Consider the following 15,773-nt stretch of genomic DNA (forward strand, 5'->3'; position numbering starts at 1 on the left):
CCCCACTCTCTCATGACGAAACCTGGCACCCTTGGCAATTGCGTGGCAGCCTTACCCCGCGCGATCCCCTGCTGTTTTTTGAACAACCGGCGTTGGTTGCCATCGATCAGGCCTTGATATCGAGAAGCGTTTGCAACATATTGTCCGAGACCTGTACGGTTCTCAAATTGGCCGCATACCCATGAGTATTACGCATCAGGTCCGGGATCTCCTCGCCAAGATCGACATTCGACAATTCCCGCACAGCATAGCCTTGCGCGGTTTCCTCATTGACCACTGGTCCCGGCGCATCGACTCGACCAACCGTCGCCTGAACACTTTGCGCAACTCCCGCCGACAAAACAACCCGGCTTTTCCTATACCCTTCCGTGTTCAGATTAGCGATATTATGGGCATTACTTTCAATTTTCGCGGAAAATGCCTGTGCCCCGGATAGAGCTGATTGGATGCCTGATATCATGTGTTTTCCTCTCATGCAGAGTAAATTTCTTCTTTTTTTAAGATAGCAAAACGCGCACCACATAACAAGACAAGCCTGCTTCGAAAAAAAGCGCCATTGGCTTCTCTTTGGAAAATCATTGCGTCGCCCCCCTCTTCCGGGTAGATAGTTGTGCGTGCATGAAATTCGTTGCACAGTCGATGCTTCCGATCAACACACCTTTCTTTTTCATCTTACCATGGCATCACGAATCCTCTTTTTTTTAGTCTCGATCTGCCTTGTTTTCGTCTCGGCAGCCTCAAATGCGAATGTGGTCGACCGGAGCGTCGCGATTGTCAACAATGACACCATCACCCTCTCGGAAGTCAACGAGCTGGGCCGGTCGTTTTTCAAGAAAGTCACCGAGGAAACCCCGGCGGATCGATTGCCTGAAGCGTTGCAGCAGGCTCGCAACACGGTGATTGACAAGTTGATCGACAAAAAGCTTTTGGTTCAAGAAGCCAAGAAACTCGGCATCCAGGTGAGTGATCAGGAAGTCGACAACGCGCTGCAACGGGTTCTTGCCAACAACAAGGCCACCATGGAACAATTCCACAAGGAATTACTTGCCATGGGGATGACCGAAAAGCAGTACAAGGAAGAACTCCGCGATCAAATCCTCAGCTCAAAGCTGATCAATCACGAGGTCCGGACCAAGGTGGTCATTCCCGAAGAAAAAATTCTCGAGTATTATCAATCCAACTACACAAGGCAGGTTGGCGGCGGTGAACTTCACCTCCAACAGATCGGATGCACCTGGGGAGAACCTCTCGCCAACGGGGTTGTTCCCAGCCAGGACGATGCAAAGGAAAAAATAAGAAAAGCTTACGAGAAAGCCAAAGACGGAGATGATTTCAACGAACTGGCGAAGAAATACTCCGACTTGCCTTCCGCCGAGGATGGAGGTGACTTGGGCACCTTTCAACTGCACGAATTGGCACCCGCCATGCAACAAGCTGTTGCTCAATTGAAATCCGGAGAGATCAGTCCTGTTGTGCAAATCGATAATGGCTACCACTTTTTCAAGCTCGTTTCCAGCCAAGGTGGAGCAACCGTTTCCAAGGCTGATTACGAGGCAGTGAAAGAAGAAATCCGGGAAAGACTCTATAAACAAGCCATGGAGGCACGCTTCAAGGACTGGGTGAAGTCGATCCGCGACAAGGCCTACATCAAAATTCTCTAATCTGTCCAGACGAATACCAAACAACAATGATGGAGCATCCACCCGCCCTGGATATCTGCTCATCCTGAAGAAGCATTAGGCCTTGAGCTGGACGACCTGTTCCCATGACAGTCATAGATCCCTCTGCCGTCCCGACGTGTGAACAGCCACGCGTGGGTGAACGGCTCAAAGAAGCACGATTAAAACAATCACTCACCCTGGACGACGTTGCCTCCCGCACACGGGTCTCCCGCTCCACTCTTCGGGCCATCGAATCGTCAGAGTACGACCATCTTCCCGCAGACGCCTTTACCCGCGGCCTGATTACCCTGTACGCGAACTTTCTCGGCCTCGTTGGTCCTCAAGTGGCCGATCAGTTTTTCATGGAAAGAGACGGCGGCAAGCACATCCACCTGTCTTTTCTCAAGAAAAGCCGCATGACGCACGCGCTGGAGCCCAAAAAGCTGGCCGAACCCACGCATATCTCCTCGGCAGCTCTCGCCACCATTCTGCTTGTGCTCATCGTTGTTTCGTTCACAGGATTTTGTCTGTATTTCGCTTGGAATCCATTTGGTTATTTGGTGGATAAGACGCGCAATCTTTCCTCGTCCGTGACCAATACCTTTCACCCTGCGGATCCAGCCACCAGCAGAGAGATACAGCCCCCTCCCCTTACCGTGCAGGCTGTCTTTCTTACGGATTGCCGCATGCTGGTAGCGTTGGACAATGGAAAGCCTATGGAGCAGACCTACGCCAAGGGAACGAGCATGCAATGGACGGCTGAACGGGAAATCCAGCTTGAATTTTCCCAACCAAACAGCGCACAATTACACTTCAACGGTACCCCACTGCCTTTTCCTGACAGCACCGAGGGACGGTACATCCTTCGCCTGCCAACCCTGTCGATTCCCTATGAAGAATAGCCGCAACACCTGCGGTTTTGTTCTCAAAATAGCCGAGCACGGGGAATCGGACAAGTTGGTGACCCTCTATAGCCGCGATGTTGGCCGGATGACCGGTATTGCCAAGGGAGCAAGAAAAAGCAAGCAACGTTTTGTCAACAAGCTTGAACTGTTTTCCTCGCTCAAAGTCCTGTATCGCCCTCCGCGTGTCCACGGAGGGCTGCATGTATTGGATGACGCGGAATTGCTCAATGCCCGTCTCCCGCTTCGCCTCGAATACCGGCGCTACGCTGTAGCCATCCACCTCAGCGAGCTGTTTTTGCGTTTTACCCGTGAAAACGACCCCGATGCGCATCTTTACGAACTGTTGCGCTGGACGCTTGACCTGCTGAGCGTGGACAAGGCTCCACTGAAAATCATGGTCTTCTCCTATCTGCATCTTCTTGCCGCTAGCGGCTATCGTCCAGAACTTGACCGATGCGGATCGTGCCGACATCCGATCACACCAGGACGCACCTATACACTCATCGCCGCCTCGGGATCCCTCCTTTGCGACGCCTGTCAACCACCGCAACGTCATGTTCAGCATCGTCTTTCTGTGCAGACACTCCATATCCTAACCCGCGCACAAACCATGAACCTGGAGCGACTCGGCCGTTTGCAACTACCCCGTCATGCCGTTATCGAAGCGATGAATGCCTTGCATCACTACACGCTCCACCTCCTGCAACAGGATATCCATTCCTGGCGGATCAATCGGCTGCTGCTTGACGAACGGTAAAGTTCCCCCCCGACCATTGCCCCGCCCACCTGAATGTTCTCCTTCTGTCAGTGCACGGTAGACTGAAAATCGCCAAATGCTTCTGCGCGCATCCTTCCTTTACCCCTCTCCCTTTTTGCTTTTTCCACGGTCGCCAGTTGATTGTGTTGACCTTTTTCAGCTTTTGTCGTGTATATTGTTTTCGGTTTGCCGCGTACCCTCGAACAGCGGCTCATCTGTCAAGCAGCGCTAATCAATGCATTTTAACCCTTTCACGCAGACATTCTCGCTATGAACCGTTCTGGTCTTATCATAACCATCATCATGGGTTGCCTTGCCGTCCTGCTCTGGAAGATTGTCAATGTGCCGAACATGGAACCGCCTTGGCCGTCGAAGATCCAGGGGTTTTCTTTCTCGCCTTTTCGGGAAAATCAGTCGCCCAGCAAAAAAATCTATCCGACCGTGGAGCAAATCGACAAAGATTTGGCCACGCTGGCAGGCGATGTCCATGCTGTTAGAGCATACACGGTTGAAGATACTCTTGCCGAGATTCCTCGACTTGCCGCCGCCCGTGGCCTCAATGTGGTGCTCGGGGCATGGATCACCCGGGATGAGCAAGCGAATGAGGAGCAGATCGCCAAACTGATCAAAGTGTACAGGGAGAATCACCGGAACATCGTCCGGGTGCTTGTCGGCAACGAAGTGTTGCTCCGCACCGACCAGACCGTCGATCAGATGATCAACTACATTGAGACCGCCAAGAAATCCATTTGGGCGCCGGTGAGCATCGCCGAGCCCTGGCACATCTGGCTGAAATACCCAAAATTGGTGGAAAAGGTCGATTTCATTGCCGTTCACCTCCTACCCTATTGGGAAGGCATTCCGGTTGATGAAGCCGTGGATTACTGCGTCATGCGCTACAACGAGTTGAAACAGGCCTATCCGGGCAAAGAAATCGTCATTGGAGAGGTCGGCTGGCCAAGCGGCGGCCGCATACGCCAAGGCGCGGTTGCCAGCCCCACCAATCAGGCCAAATTTCTGCGCCGTTTCCTCGATGTCGCTGAAAAGAACAATTACACCTATTATATCATGGAAGCCTTTGACCAGATCTGGAAGAAGGATCTGGAGGGCGAGGCAGGCAGTTTGTGGGGCGTGTACAATGACTTGCGACAGCCGAAATTCGAATTCACCCAACCGGTTGTCCCCATTCCCCACTGGCGTGAATTGGCCGCCATCAGCATTGTCTTGGCGGTGCTTATTCTATTGTTGCTGTTTCGGGACAGCAAAGGGTTGCTCGATACCGGCCGCGGCTTTCTCGCCATCATCGCCTATGCCATCACCACCTTTGCCGTGTGGGTGATCTACGATTTTCAACGGCAGTACATGAGTATTTCTTCCCTGGTGGTCGGCATTGTCCTGCTCTTCGCCGCCACAGGGGCCATCCTGGTCATCCTCGCCGAAGCTCACGAATGGGCGGAGTCCCTATGGACACGGAAATGGCGCCGGCTGCCCAAACCGGTGGAAGCCATTGCCGACGAGGATCTGCCAATGGTATCGATCCATGTTCCGGCCTACAACGAACCACCGGACATGATGATCCAGACGATCAATGCCTTGGCGCAACTCGATTATCCCCGGTTCGAAGTGCTGATTATCGATAACAACACCAAGGATCCGGCTGTATGGCAACCGGTCGAGGCCCACTGCCAGACCCTCGGATCGCGTTTCCGCTTTTTTCATGTGGATCCGCTTGCTGGCTTCAAGGCGGGCGCGCTCAACTATGCCCTGCGGGAAACGGCTCCGGAGGCCGAGGTCGTGGCGGTCATCGACAGCGATTACATCGTGGAGCCGAACTGGCTGCGGGCGCTGACTCCCCATTTCGCCGACCCCAACATGGCTATCGTCCAAGGCCCTCAGGATTATCGTGACGGCGACGAAAACACCTTCAAAGCAATGTGCCTGGCCGAATACCGCGGATTCTTCCAAATCGGCATGGTCACCCGAAACGAGCGCAACGCCATCATCCAGCACGGCACCATGACCATGGTGCGGCGCAAGGTGCTCGACGAGGTTGGCGGCTGGGCCGAATGGTGCATCACCGAGGATGCCGAACTGGGGCTGCGGATCTTTGAGAAGGGGTATGCGGCCTGTTATGTGCCGTACAGTTTTGGCAAGGGTTTGATGCCAGACACCTTTCTTGATTTCAAGAAACAGCGTTTTCGCTGGGCCTATGGCTCGGTCCTCATCCTCCGCCACCACATGATGGCGATGTTCGGGCTGCAAAAAACCAAACTGACCCGCGGTCAGCGCTACCATTTTCTCGCCGGATGGCTGCCTTGGTTCGCCGACGGCATCAATATGCTGTTCAACCTGCTGGCCTTGGGCTGGTCCTGCGGCATGATCATCTTTCCCGATTACCTGTCGCCGCCGCACATTGTCTTTGCCTTTCTGCCGGTGGTTCTGTTCTTCTTTAAAAGCCTGAAGATGTTCTTCCTCTACCGGACGAGGGTAACCGCCTCACGTAGACAGAGTCTTGCCGCCGGCCTGGCGGGACTGGCCTTGTCGCACACCATTGCCCGGGCCATGCTCACCGGATTCATTACCCGCAAGATCGGCTTTTTCCGTACCCCGAAAAAAGCCCAGGCCAATGCCTTTCTCAAGGCACTCGGCGATGCCCGCGAGGAGCTGCTGTTCACCGTGGCCCTCTGCCTGGCCATTGTCGGAGTTCTCCTGCGTGAAGATGGAGACATGCTGGATGTGCGGATATGGGCCCTGGTCCTGGCGATCCAGACCATACCCTATGCGGCCTCGGTGCTGGTTTCGCTGATCAGCGGTCTGCCCAAGTTGCCGGCGAAACTGGTCGGTGTCATGGCCCCGTTGCGAGGCATGAACACGGACGAACAGTAATCAATTTGCCCGGATCAGTTCCAGCAATTCCTCGGCACTGATCCGGGAACTCACATCGGCACCCTCAAGAAGCGAGTTGGCCAGATCACGCTTTTCTTGATGCAACCGAACAATTTTTTCCTCGATGGTATTGGCGGTCACCAGACGATACACCGTCACCGGCCGTTTCTGGCCGATGCGATAGGCGCGATCGGCCGCCTGATCCTCCACCGCCGGGTTCCACCATGGATCCATGTGAATGACATAGTCGGCTGCGGTCAGGTTCAACCCCAGCCCTCCAGCCTTGAGGCTGATGAGGAATAGATCGCCTTCTCCGGCCTGGAAGCGTTCCACTTGCTGTTGCCTCTCCTTGGCTGGAGTGGTGCCGTCCAGATATTTATAACTGATGCCCCGATCGTCGAGAAAATCGCGGATCAAGGCTAAATGACCGGTAAATTGGCTGAAAATCAGGGCTTTATGGCCACCGCCCAGTAATTCCTCCACGGTCTCGGCAAAGACCTGTAATTTGGTGGACGGGATATCCACCTGATCGTTGATGAGCCGCGGATTGCAGCACGCCCGCCGCAATCGCATGATTTCCGCCAAAATTCGCAGGTGACGGCCTGTTTTCTCGCTGCTGCCCTCGATATTCTCGATGGCCTGTTGCCGGAGCGCTTCGTAGAACTGTAGTTCTTGCGGCTGCATTTCCACCCGCAGGGTAATCTCCGTTCGCGGCGGCAACTCCTCCAGCACCTGCGACTTGATACGGCGGAGCATGAAGGGCCGAATCAGCTTTTTCAAGGTTCTCCGTGCCTCGCGGTCGTGATGCTTCTCGATGGGAATACCGAATCGGCGGTTGAACTGTTTGTACGTCCCCAGCAGACCGGGATTGATGAAGCTGAAAAGATTCCACAACTCACCCAAATGATTCTCAATCGGCGTGCCAGTGGTAATCAGCCGAAACCGGCCATCCAAGCGCATGGCGGCCTTGGACCGCTTGGTGGCCGCATTCTTGATTGCCTGGGCCTCGTCGAGCACAATCGATTGCCATTTGACCTGGGCCAGCAATTCGATCTCCTGCTGCAGCAAGGTGTAACTGGTGACCAGTAAGTCAAACTTGCCCAGAGTCGGAATAATTTCGTCCCGGTTTGCCTCGGAAAACATATGAAACGTGAGCGTTGGCGCAAAGCGACGGACCTCGGTCTCCCAGTTCATGCACACCGACGTTGGCGCAACCACCAATGACGGCCCTTGATGGGCCAGGCTGAGGATCACGGCGATGGACTGAAGCGTTTTTCCTAACCCCATGTCGTCGGCTAGACATGCACCCACTCCAAGATGCGCCAGCCGACTCATCCAGACAAACCCCTCCCGCTGATACTCGCGCAATTCAGCCTTCAGCGTCGACGGGACCTTCGGGGTCATCTCCTGGGCCTCGGCAATGGCCTGCAGGCGTTGACGCCACCCCTTGTCGGCCGTGGTCTGCGCCTGATGGGTCAGCTCTTCCAGAGCTATCGCCGCCAGCGGATGGATCTTAACCTCGTTGTCGCTTCCAGGCTGGGTGGTGCCATAGAGAATCAGTTCCTCCAACCGGTTGCGAAATTCCTGGGTCAAAGCGATGAACTGCCCCTCACCCATGGGAATGAAGCGACTCCTGGTTTCCCGCACCTTGTCCAGGAGGGTCTTCAGCTCCATGACCTCGTCCTGATCGATCTCCAGCTGCCCCGACAGCGAAAACCAATCCTGCTGGCTGGTCCGGATGTTGAGATTCAGCTGGTTGACCCCAGCCTGCCGTCGTACGGCCAGTTTCTCGCCCTCGGGCCACTCAAGAATAACCCGATCCTTGATTTCCTCGATTTCCAGCAAAACCTGCAAGCATTCCTCGGGATCAAGCAAATGCCATTCCCGCTTGTTCTCCTGTTCAAAATCAATGGCCAGATCAAGCATGGGGCAGCTTTCTTCAATTTCCCTCGCCTTCTCCTCTTCCAGCCGTAAATTCCTCTTGGTACGCAGTCGCCGGCCATCGATTTCAGCCATGAGATTGGCCACGCCGGCCCCAGGTTTGAGATAGGGTCCACCGTGGGCAAAGGGCCGGACAAACAGTTCGATGCGAAACCCGCTGCCATAGGGGATGATGTGGATGTGGATGGTCGGATCGCTCGCCACCAATTCTGCAGGCAATCCCTCGCCCGGAACCTCGATGGCAGAATGAACGGTCATGAACGATGCCATGTTGCCGATGGCATCAAGTACCTGCCGGCTGGCGGCGAGCGGTACCAACAACCCGTCACGACCGGTGATTTCGGCAACCTTCCGGTGCTCCTCACTGATCAGGATGACCCGGAAGCGGGTGGGCGTTTCCTTCCAGACGGCCACAAGGCCATCGCCTATATCTTGGAAAAAATGAATGAACAGCGAATCGCCCTTTCTTTCGACCACCAGCTCCGGCTCACCGGCGACAATTTCCACCGGTGTTTGCGGCGACCGTTTGAGAAAAACGTGGGGATGGCCGATCAGGGCGGGGAGCGCCTTGACCGGATCAAACGCATAGCCGCCGTTTTTTCCGCCGCCTTGCTCCGCTTGATACAGGGCCGAGCAGATCAAATGGTCCTGTTCCGTCAGATAATCGAGTTCACCTTGTCGGAGCAAACGCTGGAAGGCTATGGTCCGCCCCTTGGTCCAGGTACCGGTTGTTGTCTTTTTTTGTTCCTTGGGCAACAATTCCAGCGTTCCCTCACCATACTCAACCAACCAGCAGAGACGCGTCAGCCGTTCAGGTTCCCTGATTTTCCTGGTGACTTCGATCAACTCCTGCAAACTTTGCTTCCAGGTTCCATGGGGAGCAATGATGTGGGTCAGGTAGCGACATTGCAATTCGCCAGCCAGCTCGACAGCGGCTTGGTGCATCCCGGTGTGCTCTTCATCAAGGGCCGCCAATAATTCCGCTGATTCCATGGCTACCCAGAGAAAACCGTGTGCACGGCCCTGGTCGTAGAGTTGCCGCAGCATCGTCTGGAAATCGGGCGGGATCTCCACCCCCATCCAGTAAAGCGATAACAGGGCGACGAGAGAGGTAAGGCTCCGCTTGTCGGCAACCAAATCCTTGGTCAAGGCAAGCATATCGGGCAGCATTTCATCCGTCGAGCGGAGCACGGCATCGAGAAACCGGTAAGGAATTTCCTCGGGGCAGCCGTTGCACCGCTTCAAGACGACGGCGACCGCCTCACGGGCGCGTTCACGGTCGCCGGGCTGATCGCGATCCAGCAGGGCAAAAAGACAATACAGGCCGGTAATGCCGTAAAAAAAACAGGGGTCGTTGCCCGCGTATTGCTGCAAATGGTCCAAATCTTCGGCGAACAATTCCAGAGCGACTTCCGTTTCCCCTTGCAGGAAGGCCACGGAACCGGCAAATCCCGAGCCGAAGAACGAATCGTTGTATCGCTTCAGCAACTGTTGCAACGCATCGAACCGTCCCTGCAACAGGTAACAGCTGGCCAGGATACGACGGAACGGCACCCGTTCATCGGGAGCAATGGTCTGGGCCTGTTCATCTTCGAGATAAGCGTGGAGAGCGGGAAAATGATGCAGCTTTTCCTGAGAATAGCGAATGACCTGGTCGAGCAAGAAAAATTGAAAGGACCCGGGCAACGAGGCAAACCACTTGGCGTCAAAGGCTCGGGCGGCCACAAGAACAGCGGGAGGCTCGGCATCGTAATAGGGCTTGCCTTCGCCTTCTAAAAAAAGCAGCGCCGTGTCTAGCTTGTCAAAGTCCTGGGTATAGAGGCCGATTCGGAACTGGCGCAGGGCGCGCCAGCATCGGGTTGGCCATTTACCATGCATATAATCGACCGGCGCCGCTCGTTCGATCAGCGCGGCCAATTGAGGAAAACGTCCGCGATCAACCGCCTGCCGGGTCAGGGTTTCCGCTAACATCGGGGGGCATTGATTCTTGCCATTCAAAAATCCCTTACGTCGCAGTCGACTAACCATTTCACCGAGCTCTTCACTGCTGAGGCGTCGATCTTCAAGGAGCGCGGGGTCAAGAGCACTCAAACAGCGGGCCAGAAAGCTGACGGAAACCGGCTCGTAAATGACGGATATGAGCTGGAGCACAAGTTGCTCGATCGCGGGAAGCGCGGCAAGGCTTTGAAGAGCGGCAGACTCCTTGACTGCAGGAACGTGGGCGGCAGGGGGATGGGGTACGGCAGATGCTTTCAAAATAAATGTTGGGAGGGGCAAAAGTTACATGATGGCTACGGGACAGGGAATGAGCACAGACAGGAAAACGGCCGATCTCCATCGTGGCCTCGCCAAATCTGCGCAACAGTGCGGCAAAAGGGAATGTTCTCCTCTAGGGGACGACGTGTTCTTGATTGAAAGCGCAGCAGTACATGCTCATCACTGCAACATCTTGGTATTCGTCCAAATTTTAGCTTCTTTTCTCAATTGATCAATCCAGTCGGCCATCAATGTATTCTTGTGCGCGGCGAGCAACTGCTGTTCCAGAGCCTGCCGCTTGGCGGCATCCGTGTCGCCTTGTCCGCGACGGGATTCAAGGATTTGGTAAAGATAACAAGTGTTCCCCTCGACAATGACCTTGTCTGGGAATGCACCCTGCCCCAAACGGGCAAAGGCATCACGGCGAATCTCTTCAGGAACACCGTTTGCTGGGCCGGTTCGCTTCAAATAGGCGGACTCCTTCCGCTCCACATCAGACGGAAACCGCTGCTGCTCCTTGGCGGTTTTAAGCATCTGTTCGGCGGCGCTCCGCGCAAGCTCCACGCTTTTCTCCTTGATGAAATCGGCAGCAACGCGCTCGCGAACAATGGCAAGCTCGGGAACCACGGATTCCCTGGCATCCTCCACAAAGATTATGGCATAGCCTGTCGCCGTTTCCACGATGGAGCTCAGTTCCCCCTTATGCAGCGCGAAGGCTGACTGCAAAAAAGCGGGATCGCTGATCAAGGTATCTTTAGGTGGCTTGTCCTGTTGAAAGAAATCGGTCCGATGAACGGCAACTGCGTTTTTTTCACTGTATTTTGTCAAGCTGCCGGCACGGATGATTTCCTCGTAGGCGGTCGATGCCTTTTTGAAGGTAATGGCCTTGACTCCTTGCCGCTCCAATTCTGCGCGAATCGAAGCACGCACCTCCTCCAGGGAGCGGGTCGTGGCCGGTTTTATCTCTTCGAGCTTGACGAGGTGATACCCATAGGGCGTTTCCACAACACCGCTGATCTCGCCCGTGCGCAGCGAGAACACGCTTCGCTCAAAAGGCTCAACCATCTGACCACGGCTGAAAAAACCAAGATCGCCACCCTTCTCTTTCGAGGTATCCTCGGAAAACTGCTTGGCCAAGAGGGCGAAATCCCCCCCTCCTCGGATCTGCGCCAACACCTTTTCCGCAGCCGCCTTTTTCGCGGCCTTGGTCTCTGCGGTGTCGCCATCTGCTATCTTAAATAGGATATGGCGCGCCCGTCGCTGCTCGGGAGTGGCATAGAGCTCGGCATGCTCCTGATAATATCTCTGTACAGCCTCGTCGTTGACAGCCACCGCTTTCAGATCATCGGCAAAAGGAAAAGACAAGTAGGCCAATTTGCTCTGTGGCGGTGTCTTATATTGCTGCTTGGTCTGTTCATACCAAGATTGCAGGCTCGCATCGTCTACTTTGACCTGCGGTTCGTAGGCGCTGCTCCTCACCGTGGTGTAGGCAAGCTTGACTTCTTGATCCAGGAACTCAACCCAGTTGTCCAACTCGGCAGCGGAAACAGTGGCAAAGGCGCCGAGAGATTCGACAGCGCGGTTCATCAACAAGTCGTTGCCGATTCCTGCCTCAAACGATGTGGGCGACAAGCGGTTCTGTGCAAGCACCGTCTTGTATCGGTCCAAGTCGAACCGACCGTTCTCGTCGCGGAATACCTCCAAATCTTGGATCTTGCGCTGGGTCGCTTCTTTACTGATCGTCATCCCCATTTTTTCAGCGCCTTGTCGAAGCAGTTCCGACTGGATCAGCTGATTGAGCACCTGATCCTTGACGCCGAGGCTTTCCACAAATTTCTCCGGCAGTTGACCGCCGAATTGCTGTTTATAGCCCTCGATCGCTCGTTCGTAGTTCTGCTGAAAATCTCGATAGGAGATCTCCTTGCCGTTGACGACGGCCACAGCATTGGGATTGTCATTGAGATTGGTGCCCACCCCCCAGAAAATGAAAACAATAGCGATGATCACCACAATCGATTGAACGACAATCGACTGTGCATTTTTCCTGATAATATTCAGCATGATAGAAGCACCTCCCAGAGGCCAGGCCAGATCCCAAGTTTTTTCGGAGCGAGCATTATGTTCAATTTCTCAGCAAGTTACCAGAGAAAAATGCACAGCCATTCCAGCAAAAAGTGCTTGAGACCTCATTCAAAAAAAACAGGGTGTTTGCTTGACAAAGCCCCCCCCCTATAGTAATTAACTGGTGATTTTTCAGATTAGGAATTCATTACTCATCCATATTAAACGCTTTGGCCAAGGAGGAACACATGGCAACTATTGAGCACAAAGGAAAAACCTACGAGGTGGACGAAGACGGCTTCCTGTTGAAAGGTGCTGAAGAGTGGGACGAGAACTGGGTCGATTATGTAAAGACCGTTGAAGGTATCGTTGACATCACCGATGAGCACCAGAAAGTTATCGATGCCCTGCAAGAGTACTACAAGAAGAATGGTATTGCTCCGATGGTTCGTATCCTTTCCAAGACCACTGGATTTCCGCTGAAACGTATCTATGAACTGTTCCCGTCCGGACCTGGCAAGGGAGCCTGTAAGATGGCTGGTTTGCCGAAACCGACCGGTTGCGTCTGATCGTTCGTTTCCCACGCGTTAGCAAAAAGGCTGCCTTTTCAGGCAGCCTTTTTTTATGCCCACTGCGATCCTTCCCTAAAAACGTTTTCTAAAAAAACGGCTCGCCGACTAAAAGGACATTTCCAGAAAGTGGGCATGAAACCGGGTCATATCCTGGCCGCATTTGCCACAGATGAACTTCACGTCCCCATAAATCTCTGTCGTGTTTTCTTGAGGGGTAAACGATCCATCACCATTTTGCAGATAATGGGTCGTCACCAGGACATTCTCGGCAATCTCAACAAAATTCTTATTGTTGCCGCACTGCGGACAAACAATGCGTCCTGCGGGCTCACCGGTCGGAACATGGACTTTTTTCATAGAATTCTATCTGGTTGAACGGCACATCACATCGCCCTCTCCTGCGGAGAACAGGCTGCGGTTATCGCCTATGATCACGAAGCATACCAAATGACAAAAGGATCATCCGTCTTCCCTTGCAGCAAGGTTTCATTATATTCGACATGGGTCACGCGAGATAAGGGAGAACCGATGGACAACCACGCGAGCAACAAATCGACGTTGTCTGCTGCGCCCTCGCACTGTACCTCCACTGTCCCATCCGGCAAGTTTCTCACCCACCCGGAAAGTCCAAGCCGCATGGCCTCCCTGCGTGTGTACTCGCGAAAAGCGACCCGTTGCACTCGTCCATGCACCCGGGCGTGAATTCTTTTTCGTTCCATTAGGCCCTGGCCACCAAGGGAAGAAACTGTTGCTCGGTGAGGATCGGCAGCCCCATTTCTTTCGCCTTCTTCAGCTTGCTGCCCGCTTTTTCACCGCTAACCACATCGGTGACCCGGTGACTCATGCTGGTGGCCACCTGCGCGCCAAGGGCCTTGACCAACTGTTTGGCCTCGTCCCTTGAAAGGGTTTGCAATGTTCCGGTGAACAAAAAGACCCGCCCGGTCAGGGGCGCCCCCCCCGCAGTCGACGACCTGATGACGACTCCGGCCCGATTGAGCTGTTCAACCATGGCAACGGTGAGCGGATCCTGGAAATATTCGATCACGGAATCCGCTGTTTGTTCGCCAATCCCCTCAACGCGGAGCAATGCCTCCTTTTTCGCCGCCATCAGCTCGCGCAACTCACGAAAATGCTCCGCCAACACCGAAGCGGTCACCTCACCCACATGGCGAATCCCGAGTGCGGCGATAAATTGGGCCAGGGGCAGGGATCTTCGTTGTTCAATGGCCTCGAGAATATTGCGGGCCGATTTTTCCCCCCAGCCATCAAGACTGGCCAGTTTGTCCATCCGAAGGTTAAAGAGATCGGGGATGGAGCGGACCAGCCCCTCACGGACAAGTTGTTCAACATTTTTTTTTCCGAGCCCCTCGATGTCGAGGCCGCTCTTGCCGGCAAAATGAATCAATTTTTGCACCTGCTGGGCAGGGCAATCGGGATTGACGCAGCGGATGGCCGCCTCATCCGGTTTCTGGACCAGAGGCTGGCCACACTCGGGACACTCAGCGGGAAAGAGGATCGGCACCTGCCTGCCATCTCGTTTTTCGGCAATCACCTTGACAATCTCGGGAATAACATCGCCAGCCCGTTGAACGAGCACCGTATCATAACGATAGAGATCTTTGCGTACAATCTCGTCCTGGTTATGGAGCGTCGCCCGCTTAACCACAACCCCATCAATCTCGACTGGCCGGAGATGCGCCACAGGGGTGATGGCCCCAGTCCGTCCCACTTGAAACTCGACCCGTTCGACAACGGTGGTCGCCTGGGTAGCGGGAAATTTCCATGCCACCGCCCAGCGCGGAGCGCGCGCCGTCGTTCCCAAACGTTGCTGCAGGCCAAGATCGTTTATCTTGACCACAATGCCGTCAATTTCATAGGTCAGGTCATGACGAGCCCCCAACATGAAATGATACCGTTGCCTGATTTCCTCCTCGGTCGCACAAACCTGCACCAACGGGTTGACGGGAAAGCCGAGCCTGGCCAGACCATGAAAGACTTCCTCCTGACTCTTCGCCGCCAAAGAATCGGGATTGGCAACCCCATACACAAAAAAATCCAACCGGCGACGGGCGGTGATTCGCGGATCCAATTGGCGCAAAGAGCCGGCAGCGGCATTCCTTGGATTGGCGAACAGCGGCTCGCCCGCTTCCTGCCGTTGCTGATTGAGCAGCTGGAATCCCTGCTTGGATAAGAAAACCTCACCGCGGACAATCAATTCCTCCGCCCCCCCGATGCCCTCGTTGTTGATGAAACGCAAGGGGATAGACGGAACGGTTTTCAATTGTGCCGTAATATCCTCACCGACAAGCCCATCTCCTCTGGTTGAACCGACGGCCAGCATACCTTGGCGATAGACCAGTTCAACCGCCAAGCCGTCCAGCTTTGGTTCGGTCATGAAACACAGCGGCCCGTCAGCTTTAAGAAAACGGAACGATTTGTCGACAAAGGCAGCAAGCTCCTGCACATCAAAAATATTGTCCAAACTGAGCATCGGCGAGGCATGCTCCACCTGGGCAAAGGAATGCAAAGGGGGGCCACCGACGCGATGGCTGGGCGAGTCTGCGGTGACAAGCTCGGGATATTCTTGTTCGAGTGCCAAAAGTTCCCGAAACAATGCGTCATACTCGCCATCTGAAATAATGGGATCATCAAGTACATAATAGCGATGCGCATGAAACCTGAGCTGCCCGCGCAACTCTTCCAACCGGTCAGCCGCCCTCCCCTTGTCCATGGA

At 54.5% G+C, this 15,773-nt stretch carries 11 protein-coding genes; 5 read left to right on the forward strand and 6 right to left on the reverse strand.

From position 1 onward, the window contains the following. Window positions 1-106: 106 nt before the first annotated feature. Entirely contained in the window at window positions 107-460 is a 354-nt protein-coding gene (locus DESPR_RS13120; protein ID WP_015725275.1) for a flagellar basal body rod C-terminal domain-containing protein, read from the reverse strand. 154 nt (window positions 461-614) lie between these two features. On the opposite strand from DESPR_RS13120, the gene DESPR_RS13125 reads away from it, so the two are divergent. The 4 genes from DESPR_RS13125 to DESPR_RS13140 all read left to right on the forward strand — a co-directional run bounded on the left by DESPR_RS13125 (window position 615) and on the right by DESPR_RS13140 (window position 6,209). Continuing rightward, window positions 615-1,661 carry a SurA N-terminal domain-containing protein gene (locus DESPR_RS13125; protein ID WP_081458039.1) on the forward strand — a complete coding sequence of 349 codons (1,047 nt, stop codon included), beginning with the start codon at window positions 615-617 and terminating at the stop codon, window positions 1,659-1,661. 152 nt (window positions 1,662-1,813) lie between these two features. Then, window positions 1,814-2,563, forward strand: coding sequence for a helix-turn-helix domain-containing protein (locus DESPR_RS13130; protein ID WP_169701618.1), 750 nt, complete (start codon window positions 1,814-1,816; stop codon window positions 2,561-2,563). Then, window positions 2,553-3,323 (forward strand): DNA repair protein RecO, encoded by a 771-nt coding sequence (gene recO / locus DESPR_RS13135; RefSeq protein ID WP_015725278.1) that lies wholly within the window; start codon window positions 2,553-2,555, stop codon window positions 3,321-3,323. The genes DESPR_RS13130 and recO overlap by 11 nt, the downstream gene beginning before the upstream one ends. Window positions 3,324-3,593: 270 nt before the next feature. Further along, a complete protein-coding gene (locus DESPR_RS13140) occupies window positions 3,594-6,209 on the forward strand; it encodes a glycosyltransferase (RefSeq protein ID WP_015725279.1) in 2,616 nt (871 codons plus the stop codon). Here DESPR_RS13140 and DESPR_RS13145 read toward each other — a convergent pair whose 3' ends face one another. Together DESPR_RS13145 and DESPR_RS13150 are read right to left on the reverse strand one after the other, a co-directional pair. After that, the gene (locus DESPR_RS13145; RefSeq protein ID WP_245529457.1) at window positions 6,210-10,121 is read right to left on the reverse strand and encodes a DEAD/DEAH box helicase; all 3,912 of its coding nucleotides are present in this window, start codon (window positions 10,119-10,121) and stop codon (window positions 6,210-6,212) included. It abuts the gene before it with no gap. Window positions 10,122-10,586: 465 nt separating this feature from the next. Beyond that, window positions 10,587-12,467 (reverse strand): SurA N-terminal domain-containing protein, encoded by a 1,881-nt coding sequence (locus DESPR_RS13150; RefSeq protein ID WP_015725281.1) that lies wholly within the window; start codon window positions 12,465-12,467, stop codon window positions 10,587-10,589. Between the two features lie 248 nt (window positions 12,468-12,715). On the opposite strand from DESPR_RS13150, the gene DESPR_RS13155 reads away from it, so the two are divergent. Beyond that, window positions 12,716-13,036: a TusE/DsrC/DsvC family sulfur relay protein gene (locus DESPR_RS13155; RefSeq protein WP_015725282.1), complete on the forward strand. Its 321-nt coding sequence runs from the start codon at window positions 12,716-12,718 to the stop codon at window positions 13,034-13,036. Window positions 13,037-13,144: 108 nt separating this feature from the next. Here the strand turns inward: DESPR_RS13155 and DESPR_RS13160 are convergent, their stop codons facing one another. The 3 genes from DESPR_RS13160 to ligA all read right to left on the reverse strand — a co-directional run bounded on the left by DESPR_RS13160 (window position 13,145) and on the right by ligA (window position 15,770). Further along, window positions 13,145-13,396 (reverse strand): hypothetical protein, encoded by a 252-nt coding sequence (locus tag DESPR_RS13160; protein ID WP_015725283.1) that lies wholly within the window; start codon window positions 13,394-13,396, stop codon window positions 13,145-13,147. Window positions 13,397-13,470: 74 nt separating this feature from the next. Then, on the reverse strand, window positions 13,471-13,758 hold the full coding sequence (locus DESPR_RS19245) for an acylphosphatase (RefSeq protein ID WP_015725284.1): 288 nt from the start codon (window positions 13,756-13,758) through the stop codon (window positions 13,471-13,473). Next, window positions 13,758-15,770: an NAD-dependent DNA ligase LigA gene (gene ligA, locus DESPR_RS13170; RefSeq protein WP_015725285.1), complete on the reverse strand. Its 2,013-nt coding sequence runs from the start codon at window positions 15,768-15,770 to the stop codon at window positions 13,758-13,760. Before ligA ends, DESPR_RS19245 begins: the two co-directional genes overlap by 1 nt. Between the last annotated feature and the right edge of the window lie 3 nt (window positions 15,771-15,773).

Origin of the sequence: Desulfobulbus propionicus DSM 2032, assembly GCF_000186885.1 — a bacterium.
Lineage (GTDB): Bacteria > Desulfobacterota > Desulfobulbia > Desulfobulbales > Desulfobulbaceae > Desulfobulbus > Desulfobulbus propionicus.